This window comes from Myxococcales bacterium (genome assembly GCA_016706225.1).
In the GTDB taxonomy this organism is placed as follows: domain Bacteria; phylum Myxococcota_A; class Polyangia; order Polyangiales; family Polyangiaceae; genus JADJKB01.
In genome coordinates, this window is record JADJKB010000004.1 from 1 (window position 1) to 15,557 (window position 15,557).

A 15,557-nucleotide genomic window follows, 5' to 3' on the forward strand; every position below is an offset into this window, starting at 1 on the left:
CTCGCTCACTGGTCTTCGTAGCTGAGCACGTTGGTGCCAACCTGAAGTGGCACTCCGGTGGGCCACACCACGTCCCTTGCCTGCGTCCAGCTTGTTGCCGCCCAGCGACGCGCCGTTCTTGCTCCCGAGGTCACTTCCCGCAGAAGCTGGGTACCCTTGCTGGTGATCTCGACATGACGGCGCGAAGCGTCCGATCGTCGAGTGATAGCTCCACACCTTGGCCGCGACCGAGCACGTAGGGCCGACCGGCTTCACGGATGCTCACCTCACGCCCGCGTCCGGACCCTCCGTGACGAAGACACGGACCGCCGAAGGATCACCCTGAGCCTCGAGCGCTTCGGCCACGAGCCCGAGCGCGATCTCCTTGGTGGCAACGTTCGCCGCTGCTGTCGGCACGATGTGCTCGACGCGGGCTCGGCCAGATGCGCCCGACCCGCAACGTATCGCCGGAGCGGATCACGCGCGGCGAAGTGGGGCGCGACAGTCGCACCCGGACCGACGAAGGTGCCGTTGGTGCTGCCCTCGTCGACGATCAGGTACTCACTTCCACGCTGCTGGATCGGCGCATTACCGGTGGCTCACGCTGGCGTCCGGCAGGCGCACATCGCAGCCCTCCCGCGACCGACCACGATCCGGGGGCGCATCGAAAAGGTCCGCTGGCAGGCGCCGACTTCGAATCGCCGGGCGCACCACGACCGTATGAGCGCCATCGCGCGCGGATATTGACCCTTGCCCGTCGGAAGTCCAAGTCTTCCCGATGGCGCCGACTCCCCCGTATCGCCGCAGGCTCATGGGCCAGCCCAGGATCTCCTCGACCACGGTTCAGCAGGCGGGGCTCGGGCCGGTTTTCAACGAGACACTGCCGAAGAACCGCAGCGTGTTCACCGTGCTCGCCGAGCCGGAGCCCGGTCGGATCTTCTCCCTCGAGAACGGCGAGGTTATTTTTGGGCGGGACGACACGGCGGCCAGGCGTTTGTTGGACGACGGTCTGTCGCGCCGGCACCGCGCGGGCGTTTCGCAGAGACAGGGTCACCTTCGTCGAAGATCTGGAGCGACACCAACGGCACCTTCGTGGGAGACGAGCGCCTCTCGGCTCCGAAAGCGCTCAAGGACGGCGACCGGGTGGGGCTAGGGCGCAACGTCGTCAAAGCAGTTCGCCCCACTCGACGTGCTGGAAGAAGAAGCGCAGCGCACCTGTACTAGTCGACGGTTCCGGGATCCTCTGACCCGGGCGCACAACCGCCGTTACCTCGAGGAACGCCTGGCCAGTGAGCTCGCCTACGCCGAGCGGCACGGGGCGGACCTGACCCTGGCCGCGATCGACATCGACTACTTCAAGCGCATCAATGACGGCTTCAGTCACCCCGCCGGCGACTTCGTGCTGAAGAAAGCCTCCTCGATGCATCAGCCGTTCGCTGCGGGTCGAGGACGTCTTCGCCCGCTTTGGTGGTGAGGAGTTCGTGGTGCTCCTCCGGGGGATAACTCCGGAGAAAGCCCGACAGTTCGGTGAGGGCGCCCGCGCCCTGTTGGAGTCCCTGGTCATCGAATGGGAAGCCAAACGGATCCCCGGCGACAGCCAGCCTGGGGATCACCCGAAACGATGACGGCGGCGCGTTTCCTAACGGGGCAGAGCTGCTCGCTGCAGCAGACGCGGCGCTCTACGCGGCCAGAACTTGGCGGCCGGAATCGCGTCGAAATCGGCTGAAGTCGCGCTCGGCTCGCGGCTGGGTCGCACCCGCTGCCGGGTGAACGTTTCCAGTTCTCGCCCCCGAAACTTAGCCGGGAAGTCGGCTGGGGCCCTACCTCCCGAAGCGGCCCCGCTCCGTATTTCGGGCGCGGGCTCACGGGAAGCAGCATGAGCTACGAACAGGAACGGCGCGCCAACGGATTGCAGCGTGTGCCGCGTGCAGGCGCTGAATCGGTTTGTGGTCGCGACGTCGGTGGAGCCCCCTGCGTTCGAGGCCGAGAGCGTCGACGTCAGCGGTCGCGGGATGCATCTGCGCACCGCGTACCTTGCCCCGAGGTCGGCGCGCCATTGGTCTGTCGCTTCGAGAACGGTGGTCAGGAGAATCGTCGTCGAAAGCAAAGGTCGCCTGGCGAAGCGGGGCCGACCGCGGTGGTGAGTTCGGCGTTGGGTTCCTGGCCCTCGAGCGGCAGCGTGGAAACGCTGGAAGGGCTGTGCGGGATCGGCACACCGCCGAAGCGAAGGGCGGCTGAGACACCTCCTAACCCGACGAGGCCAGCCCCGGCGGCACCGGCGTGCGAGTCCCGCCTGCATCGACGGCCTTCCCGGCTCACCGATGAAGCGTATTGTCGAGCTGGCGGCTCGAAGCAGGTCGAGGTGGCATCGAACCTGGAGGTTCCTGAGGGTGGGCGCGCGCCTCCGGGATCAGACGTCGGCGCGGGCGGGCGCCGCAGTGCTCAGATCGACGGCGTGGACGTGGTCATCGACCCGCGGACCCGGGTCCCGCAATTGGTCGTGGCGCTGCACGCGCTACGACAGGGCGCAGACGACACCCAGGCCGAGTGCCAGATCGACTCGAAGGGTGACCAGGTGGCCGGTCACGCTGGAGCCATCGGCGGCTTCACGGCTGCCGCTGCCCACACGGATGACGACGCGCCGCTCGGTGACGACGGCTTCGTCGATGGGGCCGGATCGGACGAGGAAGGCCGCGGCCATACGCGGCAGGTGGCGAACAGGCGGTCGACGCCAGCGCCGCCGCAAAGCGTGGTGGAAGATGATGGCGAAGCTGGGTGGGCGGCGGCGACCAGCGTCGGCAGGCTGTTCAAAGGGCAGGCGCGAAAATGGTGGAGCTTCGGCAGAAGAGACGGGCAACGCACCCAGGCGCACCACCGCGGCGGCTCCGCCGTCGGTGTGATGTCGGCTGGCAGTCGCGAAGCTGCGTCCGCAGTCGGGTACCGCCGAGGCCATGCCGGCGGAGGTCGAGCTCGATCCGGCGGCCAAGAAGAAGCGTGCGAAGAAGGTCGCCGCGCTGAGCGCCGTTGGAGTGCTCTGCTCACGGTGGGTGTGATCGCCATGAAGAAGCCGACGGCGCCGCCGGGTGCCGAGGGGCAAGAAGGATGTGCGCGGCGGTCGCGGTCGCCGCTGGCGACGTGATCAAGGTCGACGAGCAGGGCAACCCCGTCGACCCGAAGAAGGCGCGCGGATCCGGCCAAGGGGCGCGGACCCGACCGCGGCCCCCCGCTTCGACCGGTGCCAACGCGGACGTCCCGCTGTTTGGCCCGACGCCGATGGCGACCATGGAACCCGCGCCGCTCGGCTCGGCCCCGGCTCCGCCGACGAAGGCGACGAGGCGGACGACGCGAAGGGCGCCGAGGCCAAGGAGAAGGCGGCGGCGGAGCCGCGGTCGACGACCAGGCTTTCGGCGGCTCCGGTGACTCCGGTGATTCGGACGACGAGGAGGGCAAAGGAAGCGCAGGCAGCGCGGCGCCGTGGGGTCACGGCACTCTCTCTCGGAGCCGGTCGTTCACCGGCTGCGCCTCGACAAGGCGGCGACGAAGCTCCAGGGCGCCGTGAACGCCACCGGTTTCACGGTGGTGCTCCCGGTGAAGGTGATGGAGTCACCGAACGGGATCGTGAAGCGCGACAATCGCATCGCGCGGGTGAAGACCCGCAACGGCACGAGCGGAGCCGAGATCAGCTTCCAGTTCAGGACGGCATCCCGGGCTACAAGGTCCGCCGAAGAAGGACTCGGTCGAGTTCTGATCAGCTCGCCGGGCAAGAAGGGTGGCGCAAGGCCGTGGCCAGCGCCGACGCGAGCCGAAGCAGCACAAGAAGAAGTCTGGCAAGAAGAGCGCGGCGCTCTCGTCCGGAAAGAAACACGGCAAGAAGGCCGGCGGCGCAACGAAGCTCAGCAAGGGTGGGAAGAAGGGCGCGAAGAAGAAGGCCGCGAAGAAGAAGGCGCTCTGAGCAACGCCCCACCGGGCCAGCGATGAAAAAGCCCCGCGGCTGAGCAATCAGCGGCGGGGTTTTTCTCGTTTTTCTTTACGCCGGGCGCGAGTTCTGGCCCCCTTCCGCCCGGAAAGAGAGGGAGCATGGATCCGTTCGCCCCCATCAATGGGATTTCGCTGGAACGTTACGCAGATCTCGGCGCTGCGCTCGACGGTCTCGACAAGGACAAGGCGAAGACCGAGGAGGTGCTGCGTGGCGAAGGAGTCACGGTTGCGGACTACGAGGCTGCGAAGGCCGGCTGGACCGCCCGCATGCAGGACATGTCCCTCATGGGTCGTGTGGCCACGGCGTTCATGCCGATGTATCAGGCGGCGCTCGCGCGGCGAAAGGCGGAGCCGCTCGCTGCAGCTACGACGACTACGTGCACGTCAGCGCGCTGATCAAGATCTACGGCTTCGAGGCCGCGATTCAGGCGGCGGGCGTCTCGATGAGTGATTGGACCGAGGCCGGTGGCTACTGGACCGGGCAGATGTCGGCGAACATGATGCAGTACGCCGGGCATCACAACTTCGTCACGCAAGAAGAGACCCGCATTCGCGGTGGGGGCGGCCCGCGCCAGGTTCAGGTGACCCGCGACACGAGCGCAGGGGCCATGGCGGCGCCGAACGCACAAGCTCTGCAGCAGCAGGCGATGATGGATCCGGTGCAGGCCGCGATGATGAACCCCGCCTACCAGCAGTCGCAGGCCGCCGCCGCGTCGATCATGCAGAACCCGCTGGGTTCGGCCTCGAAGCAAGCCGCGTCGTTCATGACCGGCGGCATCGTCGCCGGCTCCAAGGTGAAGGTCGCGTGGTCTGACGGTCAGCACTACGCGGCGTCCGTGATGCAAGCGGCCCCGAACCAGTACCTGGTGCAGTTCGACAACGGCTCGCAGCAGTGGGTGCCGTCCAACGCCGTGAGCAAGGCGTGAACTGCGAGACCTGCGGCGCGACCTTGTCGCTCGACGACATGACGCGGCCGAACTGTCCGTACTGCAAGAACGTACTCAAACACCCGCGCGCGCCGCCGAACACGCGGCGCTGGTGAACAAGGTGCTCGACGACCGGATCCGCGGCAGTGCCCGGCCTACCGCCGGGCCAGGTGCCGCAGATCGGCTACGGTTTTGGCGCGCCCATGTCGCCGGGTTTCCAGCAGTTCCAGCAGTTTCAGCAAGATCAGGTGGGCCACGCCATCAAACGGGCGGGCTGGATCACGGCGGTGGCATTCCTGGTGCCAGTCGTGATGCTCGTGGTCATTGGCGGGGTCGTCGCGCTTTGGTTGTTGTTGTGAGGTGACCCTCTCGACCACTGCGCCAGGGCTTCGCCCGGACCCCATGCTCAGCGCCGGCAACAAGAGTCCTTCGCTGCTCGCGCGGCTCGTCATGGTTGGGTTGGCTCTGGGTCTGACCGCAGGCTGCGGCTCCAAGCCGAACCGGACGCGGGACGCCGCGGTGGTGACCGGGGCGGCGCTGGTCACGGCGGGAGTGTATCGCGCAACGACGGGCGGCTGCTGGGCGCAGTGCACCCCGGCCGCTATTGCAATCGCAAGTCGGGGTTGTGTGAGGAGCTTCCGCGCGGCGCGCCGCCGCGCGCCGCAGCCGCTGCACCCGTGCCGGAGCAGAACTGGTGGGAGGCGGGCGAGGCGGCTTGCCCGGAGGGCTCGACGCTCAACAAGGATCCGTCCGAAGAAGGAGATCCCGTGATCTTGTGCAGCCGTGCGGATGGCACACCGCACGGGCGCGCGACCTTCTTTTATTCGAGCGGCCGGCGTGAAATGGAAGGCGAGTACCGCGATGGGAAAGCGGTCGGCGCCTGGCAGCACTGGGACGAAGACGGCAAACCCGGCAAGCTGGAGCAGCTCGGGGGGAAGTGAGTGTGGGCTGCTACTTCGAAGCTGCGATGGCGGTCTTCACGGCGTCGGGGAACTCGTCGCGCACGAATAGCTCGTAGCGCAAACCGCCGACGTCGATCAGCACACCTTCGAACGTCGAGCCTTCGCGCAAACCCCGGAGCTTCGCCGCGTCACCCGCGTCCGTGACGACCTTGCCCCCCGGCTCGTTGGGCAAGGGTAGGTCGGTGATGGGCCAGCTGAGAGGCCAGGCTTTGGCCGGCTGCGCCGTGACTTCCTTCGTCTGAGCGGCTGCGGCGACCGGTCCATCGAGGGGCGAGCCTTCGTTCCACAGTTTTTCTTCCACTGGATGCGGCGTCGATGGCGGACTCCAGTCCTTTGGGTGCATCTGGATCACAACCGCAGCTGCAATACGCCGAGCTCGTACCGTCGCTGATGGCCACGTTGCCGGCGTCTGGGCAGCCCATGTCCAGCCAGCTCGAGTAACTGGGGATGTTGCTCCGATGGACCGCGGTTGCGAGCTCTTGCGCGCGCGCGGGGGTCCAACTTTCCGCTCTTCACCCCGTCCTGCACGCTCCCGCCCAGGAAGTACTCGCAGCCGCCGGTCACGTAGAAGAAGCTCCAACCATAGGGGTTGGTGGAAGACGTAGGACGGCATCACCATGCCGCCGCCGAGCGTCGCCGAGAAACGAATGCTGGCGCTTCCGTCGCAGAGCGCGGGCTCGGAAGCGCCGCCGGTCCCGCCGCCGCCGCCCGCGCCGCCGCTGCTTGCCGCGCCGCCCGTCGCGTCGCTGTCGCTGCTGGTGGAGCCACAGGCGCTCGAGCCAAGAAGAACCAACGCCGCGGCGCCCAGGAAGCGCGTCGTCGTGGAGCTCATGCGATTCATCCTATCGTGTGCCGGGCTGTGCCTCGGTCGTGGTCCGGCGGTCCGGCGAACTCTACCAGGAGGCATGTCGATTGGCAGTCGGGCCGAGGGGATGGGCCGGCGACCGAGCGGTCGACGAAGCCAGCGGCCGCGAGAAGAGAGCAAGGAGAGAGAGAAGCCGGTCCCCCGCGGCGCAGGGATAGGGGTGCGCGGGCCGCGAGGAGAGCGGCGTGCTGGCGTGAGCGCGCCGGGTGCCGTCAGCGCATGCGAGCGACCGCGCGTCGTTACCGTGTGCGTCGCGCACTGCCGGCGCATGCGTGGAACCGCCAGCGGTTCGCACTCCGCGCGAGCGCGCGAGCTCGAGGACGCTGCCGCTGCCAAGACCACCGAGGGCAATCCTTGCACCCCTCTTTGTTCGAGGGGTGCGAGCGGCGTGGTTCCGAGCTCTGCGCCGTGGCGAAGCGCGTGCTTGAAAAGAGCGGTCGCGCGACGATTCGATTCACATTCTTCTTGAGATCTAACCGGCCAATCTCGGATTGCCGCCGAGTTGGCCCGTGCCGGATTGGATCGCGATGATCGCGGCGGAAGAAAGTAAGAGGGCCCGGACAATCACTCCGAGCCCTCGGGTCGTCGCGGTGGTCGCGTTCGACGGCGCTACCTTCGCATGCCATCCCTTGCTGCGGCCAGCTTTCTGCATTCGCAGCGGTGGTCGTTCTTCAGCAGGTGGAGTGCTCTCGCGATGAGTGCCACAACGTGCTCGACGTTTGCCCGGCCTGCAACTTCGGCAGGCTGTTCTGCGGCGAAACCTGTCGGCGGATGTCGCGGGAAGCCTCCCAGCGCCGTTACCGCACCAGCCGCCTGGGGCACCGCACGACGGCGGCACGAGTGGCCCGCTGGCGTGAGCAGAAGAAGAATGTAACGCACAGCACGGCTCGAGAAGTTGGCCATCGTGAGAGCGTCGCCCCGCTCGTAGCCGAGATAGCCGTCATCGTGGCGGCCTCGAGCTCGGAGCAGGAATCGACCGATGAGCTCGATCTGGATGGGCGTTGCACCTGGGCCGAGGGAGATGCGCGTGCTCGCGATGGCCGGCCCGAGGGAGACGATTCTCAAGGCCCGGTTGCTGCGCCCGCCAACCCACCCGCGGGCGTTGCCGCTGTTGCTGGAGGCGCTGGCGCTGTGGCAGGGGCAGTCGGTGCGCGTTGCGCTCGCTGCGGAAGAGCGGGGCGTCGAAGCGGACTTGTCAGCCTACGACGGGATTCGAGCGGACGACGGCGGGGCGGCGCCGTACACCGTGGAATGGGTCCCGCCCCCCGGTCGCGTTCGCCGCCGTCATCGTGATCTCTCCGGTGTCGACGACTTCTGTGACTTGAGGCAGCTGCTGCTCTTTGGAGTGCCTTGATGACCGAGTGCACCTCCGGAGAGTCCGGCGCCGCTCACGGCGCGGGCCACGCCGCGGCCGTGCTCGCAGCGCTCGAGATGCGAAATCTCACGCCACTGCTCGACGAGGTCTGCCGTCGTCGTGGTGTCGTTCGGGAGGAGCTCTGCGGCCGAGCGCGGACCTCAAGCGTGTCCCGGGCGCGCCAGGAGCTCTGGTGGCTGATCCGCAATCAGTTCGATCGCCACTACAGCCTTCTCGAGATTGCATCGCTGTTCCGTCGCGACCACACGACCGTGCGCCACGGCATCCGAGCTCATCAGCGACGTGCAATCCCATGACCAGTGGCTCGCGAAGCAGCGCCGACACGGGTCTGCGCGTAGCGCGCTCGGCCATCGGTCATACGCTGGTCGACGACAACGGCACGATTGCTGAGGCCAACGAGTTCCTCTCGGCGCTGCAGGTCCGCGGGCTATCGCCACGCACGGTTCGGGCGTACGCATTCGATCTACTGCTGCTCTATCGATGGATGCGCGCTGGCGGCCGAGCCCTCCAGCAGCTGGAAGCGCAGGACTTGTTGGGCTTCATCGCAGCTCAGCGCGAAGCCGGTGCGGAGCCACGGTCGATCAATCGGCGGCTGACGACAACCCGGCTCCTGTTCCGCTTCTGGATGAATCGAGAGCTTGGCGTCGGCCCTCGCGTGAGCCTGCCCGCTGCGCACTACAAGGGACCTGGCCGTGATCATGATCTCGGCCTTCACCGGCTCAGGCGGCGCGGAGTGCTCAAGCTGCGCGTCACGGAGCCGCGCAAGCTCGTCGAGCCCCTCACACCCGAGCAGGTGCGAGCCTTCCTTCGCAGCCTCACGCGCTACAGGGACTTGGCCATCGCCCATTTCATGCTCCTGTGCGGGCTTCGCTCGCACGAGGTGCTCGGGCTCGAGCTCGGTGACGTCATCTTCGGCGACAACCGCGTTCGGGTTCGCGGCAAAGGCGAGCGCGATCGCGCGCTGCCCCTGCCGCAGGTGCTCGCACGCACGCTGCGTCAGTATCTCGAGCTCGAAAGACCAAGGCAGTGCAACAAGCCCCGACTGTTCGTCGTCTTGCAGGGTAAACACCGCGGATGGCCCATGACGCCGGCTGGACTCAGGAGCCTGTTTCGGCATCGGCGTCGCCGTCGGATCCTCGCCATCGCCAACCCTCATCGCTTTCGACACACGTTCGGCGCCGACATGGCGCGCGCCGGAGTACGTTTGCCGGTTCTGCAACAGATGATGGGCCACGCCGACCTGAAAACGACTCTGCAGTACGTCCGGCTGTCCATGGCGGACGTGGCCGACGAATTCCGCCGTGCGCTCAAGAAAATCGCCGGCCGTTATCGGCGATGAGATTGCACCATGGCGCGTCGCAACCCCTTCGCCCATCTGCCGCCCTTCGCGCTCGAGTTCTTGCAGAGCAAGCCGAGCGCGGGTGTCGTTCTGAGCCAGTTTCATGGCTGGTTGAAGGCCAGTTACAGGCCGCTCCTGCAGCTCGACCGCTCGGAAATCGACCGATTCCTTCAGCAGTTGGCGAAGGCATCCGTTCCCGAGCATGCGCGCACCCGACGGCGTCGTGTGGCCCTGATGTATTTCGAGTGGCTCCATGCACGGGGTCTTCTCGGCTTCGACCCTCGGTGCGCTTGGCCGCGTTCGAATTTCCCGCTGCCTCCGTCTGCCAGCCGGTTTCTCGAATTGCTCAAGCCCACGCACAGTCTTCAGTGCGTGCGCAGCTATCAAACCCACCTCCGGCAGCTCCACATCTGGCTCAATGCCAACCACGTGTCCGTCGTCTGCCTGCAGCGTTGCCATCTCGAATCGTGGCTCGCGTGGCTGCATGCTCGCGGTTTGGCTGCCTGCACCCGAGTCAACGCGATCCAAAACGTGCGCGCATATCTCGAGTGGCTCGAGGAGCAACGCCTGCTCTCCGTGCCTGCCAACACCCTGATTCGTAGCAGTGACCTCCCGAAGCTACCGAACTACCTCCCGCGTCCGGTCGCGCCGGACATCGATCTCGTGCTCCAGCGCCGGCTCAAGAAGTCCGGCTGCATCTACCAGCTCGGCTTGCTCCTGATGCGATGCACCGGGCTTCGCATCGGCGAGCTGATCGCTTTGCCGTACCAATGCACCCGCTCGGACCACAGCGGCAACACCTTGCTCAAGGTCCCTCTCGGCAAGCTCGCCACCGAGCGGCTCGTTCCGCTCGACCCTTCCACCGTCAAGCTCATCGCAAAACTGCGGCGGTTGGGTCCCCGCAAACGCTCCTGGCTGCTCGCCACCGCCACAGGTCACAAAACCCGCTACGAGCTCTATCGAGAAGCCCTTTGCAAAGCCTGCCGCGGACTCGTGTTCGCTGAGTCCATGACGACTCATCGGCTCCGCCACACCTATGCGACCTCGCTCCTGGCTGCCGGAATGAGCCTTCCCTCCGTGATGAGGCTGCTCGGTCATACCGACTACCGCATGACTCTGCGGTACGCCGAGATCAGCGGCTCCACCGTCCATTCCGAGTTTGCCGCGGCACTCGAGCGAATTGCCGAGCGTTACCCAACCGTTCTCCCCCAGGCGCCGAGCGCACCTTCCCCTCTCGACCCGATGAAGTCGCTGTCCGAGGTCGCTCGATACATCCAGAAACGCACCCAAGACGACGCACTCGATCGCCACGCCGCACGCTTGCTCGTTCGGCGTGCTCGCCGACTGCAAGCCGATCTTCGCAGACTGCTTCGCAAATCTCCCCGCTGAGCAGCGCGGCACCATTGGCCGGTTAATTGACGGGTTTTCGAGCACGCAGCGCGCGCGAGCGACGAGTCACGAGGAAACCCTCACGCCCTGCCACGAGGATGCGCGCTGTGCGCGCTTTGCGCGTCGCGGTGACGTTCGAAGCGTTCCACGTCGTGAGCGTCGCGCCTGGTGGCAGCGGTGAGGGCGAAAAATCGCGTGGTATGCGGAAAGCATGCCTCTCTCTCTTCGGTCTCCGATCTCGACCTCCGCGAACGCCTCTCGGCTGCCGTCAGCACCGAGCGCGCCGCATCGACGGACGTCGTCTTCCACCTGGCGGAGCTCGACCGCCGTAAGCTCTATCTCGAGGACGCGTGTTCCTCACTCTTCGCTTACTGCGTGGAGCGCCTGGGGTACTCCGAGGACGGAGCCAACAAGCGCGTGCGCGTTGCCCGCCTGGCACAGCGCTTTCCTCAGATCCTCGACGAGCTCGCGTCGGGTGAGGTGCACCTGACCGGGCTGTTCCTCCTCTCCAGGCACCTCACGGGGACAACGTCGAGCAGCTCCTGGCCGAAGCGCGTGGGAAGTCGAAGCGTCAGCTCGAAGAGCTCATCGCCCGCTGGTCTCCGCAGCCGGATGTGCCGACCACCTTGACCACGATGGCGCCCGAGCCCGCGCAGACGGAGTTACCAACAGTGTCCGGGGCAGGTAACTCCGTGCCAGCGCCTCGGCCCTCGATGAATCGTGCTCGTCTCAAGCCCCTCTCGCCGGAGAGTGTGCGATTGGAGCTCACCGCTCGGACCGCGTTTCGCGACAAGCTCGAGCAAGCCCGCAACCTGCTCAGCCACGGATCCCCAGCGGCGACCTGGCGACGCTCCTCGAGCTCGGCCTGGACCTGCTGATCGCGGACGCGATCCAGCGTCGCTCGGGCGCGGGCAAGCCGCGCAAGCGTCGCGAGACGAAGCCGGGCTCACGGCACGTGCCCGTCGATGTCCAGCGGGAGGTGCGGGAGCGGGACGCTGACCGGTGCACCTTCACCGATGCTGCCGGTCGCAGATGCTCAGAGACCCGTTTCCTGACCATCGAGCACATCGTTCCCTTCGCGAAGGGCGGGCCGACCACCGTGGACAACTGCTGCCTGCTCTGCTCGGCTCACAACTCGTACCGAGCGCGACAGGTGTTCGGCGAAGAGCACATCCAGAACGAGATCGCGGGGGCTCGAGCTCGCCGCGAAGCGAACCGCACGCCTGAGGTGCAGTCCGCGTCGCCAACGCCGCCGGTGCCGCCGCCTGCGGTCGCGGCCGCGCCGAGCTCGAGGTGTTCGAGAAGGTGCGCTCGGCGCTGGTGCTCTCGGGGTTCAAGCGGGCCCAGGCTCGGCAAGCCGTCGAGCAGGTGCGACTGCGCGGGGTCGAGCCTCGGCCGAACCCCTGCTTCGCGCCGCGATCGCCGCGCTCACGCCCTGAGACAGTCCGGGCACACCCCACAAAGGCGTGCCGGCAGGTGCTCGTGGTCTCGGCAGCGGCAGCGTCGTGGGCACGAATGCGAGCGAGAGAGGAGCGCATCATGACTCGAAGGGGACGCATCGAGCAGAGGCTCATCGGCATGCTGCAGAAACGCATCGGCGAGGCGAGGCGCGTGCGCCCTAGGCGGCCGGCAAGCCCTTCCCCCGCCTCGGCTCGGGCCGCCGCTCCGAGCTGACGGTGGACGATCGCGCGCGGCCTGGGAAGAACCGATCGAGACTACCAGGAAGCACAGCCCTGCTCACCTCGGGTCCGGATTGGAGGTAGCCTTGGTCGGCGGCCTGCCGGGGAGAGCTTCGGGGACGTTTGGGTGAAGACCATGGACCGTCGTGCCATCACGCCTTCTCGCTGCGGGCGAGCCCGCTGCTCGCCCTCCTGCCCCTCGTGATCGCCGGTTGCCGCAGCGCCAAACCGAGCCATGTCGATGCGCCCCAGGAGACCGCCATGAGCGCCGAAAAGCACACACAGCCGCTCGCTGCCGCAAGCGACTCACGGCTTCAAGTTCAGCTCGAGATCACGGACGAAGTGGAAATGGATCGCATCCCGATGCGGACGGCGCGCCTCCATTTCAGGAATCTGACGGCGGAGCGCTGCGCATCTACCTGCCCACGCCCGACGCCTTTCGCTGGGGCATCAGTGGGATCGTGATGCGAGCGCCGAGCGGCACGACCTCTTGATTCCGGAGCCTCGCCCGCACGGTTACGTGGTCACCGAAAAATGACTTTCCGCTGCTCGCCCCGGCGAGAAGAAGACCTTCACGCAGACCTTCAGTCTCGATCCGATGAAACCCGGCGCGGGCACCGCCACCGAGCGTCTGCCTGGCTTCGAGGCGGGCGGTGGCGCTGCGCTGGACCTACGAAAACTCCATCCGGCGTTGGGAGGCCGGCGTCCAAACCTGGACGGCCCGACCAAGGCGCTGTTCGACGGTGGCGACATCCCACACATCTGACCGGCAAGCTGAGCGTGGAGACAAGCTGGACGGTACCGTAGCCCCGTCCGATTCTCCTTGGCGGTCTCACAGACCGCTGAGCGCGCTGATGACCGCCGGGCTCAGCGGCGTCTTCGCCTTCTCGCCGCAGCTGCCGAACGCTCCGTTGGTCTGGGTCTTGGAGCCGCTGCCCAGACCTCACCGGCTTTCACCTGGTAGGCGCTGACGATGAAGTCGACGACCGACACTCCAAGCGACGCTCGGACCTTCGTGAATCCGGCGCGTTCGCTCTGGGGTAGCCGGGGCAAGATGGCCGAGAGCAGCTGCATCACGTGCATGTGGTAGCCGCAGTTCTTCCAGTCGTTGCCCTTGTTGCCCAAGAAATGCGCTTGCCGAGCTCCGGGTTGAAGCCGTAGTAGAGCCAGCCCTCTGGATCGGTTTCGGGGTCGTCGCGATGAAGTCGAACAGGTTGGGCGCTGAGCCCTTCCCGTCGCCCTTGCCGTACACCAGCTGGTAGGTCCCTTCGAACGACGCCTGGCGCAGCGCGTCGATGCGGGACGAATGGGATGTCGTCGTGTCGAGGGCATCGACCTCGGCGAGCACTTGCGCGGCTTCGTACATGTCGCGCACGGGATGGAGGCCTTGTTCAAGGTTGCGCCCGCGTTCGTCTCGTCGAAGTCCCGTCGCGTCACCGAGTGGAACCAGGCGCACGCCTTGCCCTTCCAGTGTGCACACTCACTCCGGCTGCGCAGCCCACCGTCCGCGATGGGTCGGTGATCACACCGAGCGCAGCGAGTCCGAGCTCACGGAACACGCGCCCGCGCTCGCTGAGCTTGCCCTCCTGTTTCAGGAACAGGCGGTAAATCGCAGCATGCGCAGCCCGAAGTCGACCTGCGACATGGAGTCGTACGCGATGTGCTTTTCGTTCCAGTAGACCAGGCGGTTGAACTTCGAGAGGTCCAGCTTTTCCTTACCATTCACCACGTGGTTCAGCTTCAGGTAGTCGGTCTTGCCTGCTTGTAGAAGCGGACATTGGGATTCGACAGCAGGTACAGCGTCTGCTGGTAGAGCAGGTCGGCGGACGCGCTCGCGGGGCCGTCCTTCCCAGCGGCGCCTTGCAGCTGCTCGAGGCACGGGTTGACCTTTGTGCCAGGTGTAGTCGCTCCGGACTTCGTGCACCTGATGGGAGCTGCCCGCGAGCTGGAAGTTGACGAGCTTCGTGTCGCAGCCGACTCCGACGGCCAATCCTCTCCGTGTCGATTGGTTCGGCGTCGAACGCCTGTTCGTCGAGCGCCTCGACGGCGCAGGCCGGAGTCAGCGCCCAGCACAGAAGGTGAAGAGTGCGCCGGCTATCCGACCGGCGAACCACGATGACGAACCACGAGACGGGCAGCGAAGCGGCATGAGCAGAGCCTCCGAGTGGACGCACTTGCAGCCTCGTTCCAGGACGTCTTGCTCCTGAGATCGCGCGCTTCGCCGTATGCCACCGACACCCCTCGCGCGGAGAGACCAGCCAGTTGCAAGCTGTTTGTGCTCGCCCCGGTGTCTGACATGTCTGCTGACACACGGTCACTCGAGCTTCGCCCTCGAGCTCGTCGCCTGGCCCGAAACTCACTGGCGGTCGGATGGCGCCAGCGAGAGACGGTCGCTCACTTGCACGCCATCGTCTTCATCTGCAGCACGTCCTTCCGCAGACCACGCTACCCGCTTTGCAAGTCCCCCCATTCGCCCTGCTGGCCACACTCGGGCAGTGATCCGAAACCCCTGCGAGACGGAGTTGCACTTGGTCAGCGAGAGTCCTACGCACTCGAGCGGCGTGGTGAACTCCACGATCGGCAGAACCGGAGCAGTCGAAATCGAAACCGATCTTGGGATTCTGCTCGGGCGAGCATGTAGGCCGATTGACCTGATGCACTTCCGAGTCATCGTCAGCGCAGTCCGTGCCGGCACAAGACTCACTCTTGGCACCGTCGTCGTCGCAGTCGGGGCGCGGGGGGCAGGCGACCTTGCACCCTGCGCCTGTTCCTGCACTTCCGCCCGACGCGGCCCCACCGATGCGGGCCCCGCCCGAGGCAGCACCGCCCGTGTTCACGGAGCCGCTGCCCGGGTAGATCGACCAACAGCGCGCACCCTGATCCCCGAGCAACGCCCCGAGACCGACGCTCACCGAGGTGCGGCCCTTCATGACCCTCGGCAGCCTGCGACGGCACAGAGCGCTCTGCTTCGGGTCGTTTTTGGTCCGTCCTGGCCCTGACACTTTCCTCGGGCGGCGCACGCGGACGAACCACGGGCAGAGCGGCGGCGGAGTTCGAGCTGGGTT

Annotated in this window: 21 protein-coding genes; 16 read left to right on the forward strand and 5 right to left on the reverse strand. The window is 66.6% G+C overall.

Going from position 1 to position 15,557, the window contains the following annotated elements; genetic code table 11:
• Positions 1–1,168: 1,168 nt before the first annotated feature.
• Together IPI67_07685 and IPI67_07690 are read left to right on the forward strand one after the other, a co-directional pair.
• The gene (locus tag IPI67_07685; protein ID MBK7580074.1) at positions 1,169–1,453 is read left to right on the forward strand and encodes a GGDEF domain-containing protein; all 285 of its coding nucleotides are present in this window, start codon (positions 1,169–1,171) and stop codon (positions 1,451–1,453) included.
• A complete protein-coding gene (locus IPI67_07690; GenBank protein ID MBK7580075.1) occupies positions 1,404–1,604 on the forward strand; it encodes a diguanylate cyclase in 201 nt (66 codons plus the stop codon). The genes IPI67_07685 and IPI67_07690 overlap by 50 nt, the downstream gene beginning before the upstream one ends.
• Before the next feature lie 890 nt (positions 1,605–2,494).
• Here IPI67_07690 and IPI67_07695 read toward each other — a convergent pair.
• Entirely contained in the window at positions 2,495–2,932 is a 438-nt protein-coding gene (locus tag IPI67_07695) for a hypothetical protein (GenBank protein ID MBK7580076.1), read from the reverse strand.
• Between the two features lie 556 nt (positions 2,933–3,488).
• A complete protein-coding gene (locus tag IPI67_07700; protein MBK7580077.1) occupies positions 3,489–3,644 on the reverse strand; it encodes a hypothetical protein in 156 nt (51 codons plus the stop codon).
• Positions 3,645–3,748: 104 nt separating this feature from the next.
• Between IPI67_07700 and IPI67_07705 the strand changes: the two genes are divergently transcribed.
• The 5 genes from IPI67_07705 to IPI67_07725 all read left to right on the forward strand — a co-directional run bounded on the left by IPI67_07705 (position 3,749) and on the right by IPI67_07725 (position 5,824).
• A complete protein-coding gene (locus IPI67_07705; protein ID MBK7580078.1) occupies positions 3,749–3,931 on the forward strand; it encodes a hypothetical protein in 183 nt (60 codons plus the stop codon).
• A 125-nt stretch (positions 3,932–4,056) separates the two neighbouring features.
• Positions 4,057–4,353 carry a hypothetical protein gene (locus tag IPI67_07710; protein MBK7580079.1) on the forward strand — a complete coding sequence of 99 codons (297 nt, stop codon included), beginning with the start codon at positions 4,057–4,059 and terminating at the stop codon, positions 4,351–4,353.
• Positions 4,335–4,883, forward strand: a complete 549-nt coding sequence (locus IPI67_07715) for a hypothetical protein (GenBank protein MBK7580080.1) — start codon at positions 4,335–4,337, stop codon at positions 4,881–4,883. The genes IPI67_07710 and IPI67_07715 overlap by 19 nt, the downstream gene beginning before the upstream one ends.
• A 146-nt stretch (positions 4,884–5,029) precedes the next feature.
• Positions 5,030–5,242 carry a hypothetical protein gene (locus tag IPI67_07720; GenBank protein MBK7580081.1) on the forward strand — a complete coding sequence of 71 codons (213 nt, stop codon included), beginning with the start codon at positions 5,030–5,032 and terminating at the stop codon, positions 5,240–5,242.
• A gap of 228 nt (positions 5,243–5,470) precedes the next feature.
• Positions 5,471–5,824, forward strand: coding sequence for a hypothetical protein (locus IPI67_07725; protein MBK7580082.1), 354 nt, complete (start codon positions 5,471–5,473; stop codon positions 5,822–5,824).
• Between the two features lie 10 nt (positions 5,825–5,834).
• Here IPI67_07725 and IPI67_07730 read toward each other — a convergent pair whose 3' ends face one another.
• Positions 5,835–6,677, reverse strand: coding sequence for a hypothetical protein (locus IPI67_07730; GenBank protein MBK7580083.1), 843 nt, complete (start codon positions 6,675–6,677; stop codon positions 5,835–5,837).
• A gap of 1,012 nt (positions 6,678–7,689) precedes the next feature.
• On the opposite strand from IPI67_07730, the gene IPI67_07735 reads away from it, so the two are divergent.
• From IPI67_07735 to IPI67_07770, 8 genes are all read left to right on the forward strand, one after another.
• On the forward strand, positions 7,690–8,064 hold the full coding sequence (locus tag IPI67_07735; protein MBK7580084.1) for a hypothetical protein: 375 nt from the start codon (positions 7,690–7,692) through the stop codon (positions 8,062–8,064).
• On the forward strand, positions 8,064–8,381 hold the full coding sequence (locus IPI67_07740) for a hypothetical protein (protein MBK7580085.1): 318 nt from the start codon (positions 8,064–8,066) through the stop codon (positions 8,379–8,381). Before IPI67_07735 ends, IPI67_07740 begins: the two co-directional genes overlap by 1 nt.
• Positions 8,378–9,424, forward strand: coding sequence for a tyrosine-type recombinase/integrase (locus IPI67_07745; protein ID MBK7580086.1), 1,047 nt, complete (start codon positions 8,378–8,380; stop codon positions 9,422–9,424). The genes IPI67_07740 and IPI67_07745 overlap by 4 nt, the downstream gene beginning before the upstream one ends.
• 9 nt (positions 9,425–9,433) lie before the next feature.
• Positions 9,434–10,813, forward strand: a complete 1,380-nt coding sequence (locus IPI67_07750; protein MBK7580087.1) for a tyrosine-type recombinase/integrase — start codon at positions 9,434–9,436, stop codon at positions 10,811–10,813.
• A 195-nt stretch (positions 10,814–11,008) separates the two neighbouring features.
• Positions 11,009–11,443, forward strand: coding sequence for a hypothetical protein (locus tag IPI67_07755; protein MBK7580088.1), 435 nt, complete (start codon positions 11,009–11,011; stop codon positions 11,441–11,443).
• 83 nt (positions 11,444–11,526) lie between these two features.
• Complete coding sequence (locus IPI67_07760; protein MBK7580089.1) at positions 11,527–11,691, forward strand: hypothetical protein; 165 nt, start codon at positions 11,527–11,529, stop codon at positions 11,689–11,691.
• Between the two features lie 77 nt (positions 11,692–11,768).
• Complete coding sequence (locus tag IPI67_07765; protein ID MBK7580090.1) at positions 11,769–12,356, forward strand: HNH endonuclease; 588 nt, start codon at positions 11,769–11,771, stop codon at positions 12,354–12,356.
• Positions 12,357–13,090: 734 nt separating this feature from the next.
• Positions 13,091–13,258, forward strand: a complete 168-nt coding sequence (locus tag IPI67_07770) for a hypothetical protein (protein MBK7580091.1) — start codon at positions 13,091–13,093, stop codon at positions 13,256–13,258.
• Positions 13,259–13,359: 101 nt separating this feature from the next.
• Here IPI67_07770 and IPI67_07775 read toward each other — a convergent pair whose 3' ends face one another.
• Entirely contained in the window at positions 13,360–13,617 is a 258-nt protein-coding gene (locus tag IPI67_07775) for a hypothetical protein (GenBank protein MBK7580092.1), read from the reverse strand.
• Positions 13,618–13,798: 181 nt separating this feature from the next.
• Between IPI67_07775 and IPI67_07780 the strand changes: the two genes are divergently transcribed.
• The gene (locus tag IPI67_07780) at positions 13,799–14,014 is read left to right on the forward strand and encodes a hypothetical protein (protein ID MBK7580093.1); all 216 of its coding nucleotides are present in this window, start codon (positions 13,799–13,801) and stop codon (positions 14,012–14,014) included.
• Positions 14,015–14,083: 69 nt separating this feature from the next.
• Here IPI67_07780 and IPI67_07785 read toward each other — a convergent pair whose 3' ends face one another.
• Positions 14,084–14,482 carry a hypothetical protein gene (locus IPI67_07785; protein ID MBK7580094.1) on the reverse strand — a complete coding sequence of 133 codons (399 nt, stop codon included), beginning with the start codon at positions 14,480–14,482 and terminating at the stop codon, positions 14,084–14,086.
• Positions 14,483–15,557: the final 1,075 nt, after the last annotated feature.

Coding starts and splice junctions, on each gene's coding strand:
- IPI67_07735 (MBK7580084.1), top strand. CDS start 7,690: ATGAGCTCGATCTGGATGGGCGTTGCACCTGGGCCGAGGGAGATGCGC.
- IPI67_07740 (MBK7580085.1), top strand. CDS start 8,064: ATGACCGAGTGCACCTCCGGAGAGTCCGGCGCCGCTCACGGCGCGGGC.
- IPI67_07695 (MBK7580076.1), bottom strand. CDS start 2,932: ATGGCCTCGGCGGTACCCGACTGCGGACGCAGCTTCGCGACTGCCAGC.
- IPI67_07760 (MBK7580089.1), top strand. CDS start 11,527: ATGAATCGTGCTCGTCTCAAGCCCCTCTCGCCGGAGAGTGTGCGATTG.
- IPI67_07770 (MBK7580091.1), top strand. CDS start 13,091: ATGAAACCCGGCGCGGGCACCGCCACCGAGCGTCTGCCTGGCTTCGAG.
- IPI67_07750 (MBK7580087.1), top strand. CDS start 9,434: ATGGCGCGTCGCAACCCCTTCGCCCATCTGCCGCCCTTCGCGCTCGAG.
- IPI67_07780 (MBK7580093.1), top strand. CDS start 13,799: ATGGGATGTCGTCGTGTCGAGGGCATCGACCTCGGCGAGCACTTGCGC.
- IPI67_07730 (MBK7580083.1), bottom strand. CDS start 6,677: ATGAGCTCCACGACGACGCGCTTCCTGGGCGCCGCGGCGTTGGTTCTT.
- IPI67_07745 (MBK7580086.1), top strand. CDS start 8,378: ATGACCAGTGGCTCGCGAAGCAGCGCCGACACGGGTCTGCGCGTAGCG.
- IPI67_07710 (MBK7580079.1), top strand. CDS start 4,057: ATGGATCCGTTCGCCCCCATCAATGGGATTTCGCTGGAACGTTACGCA.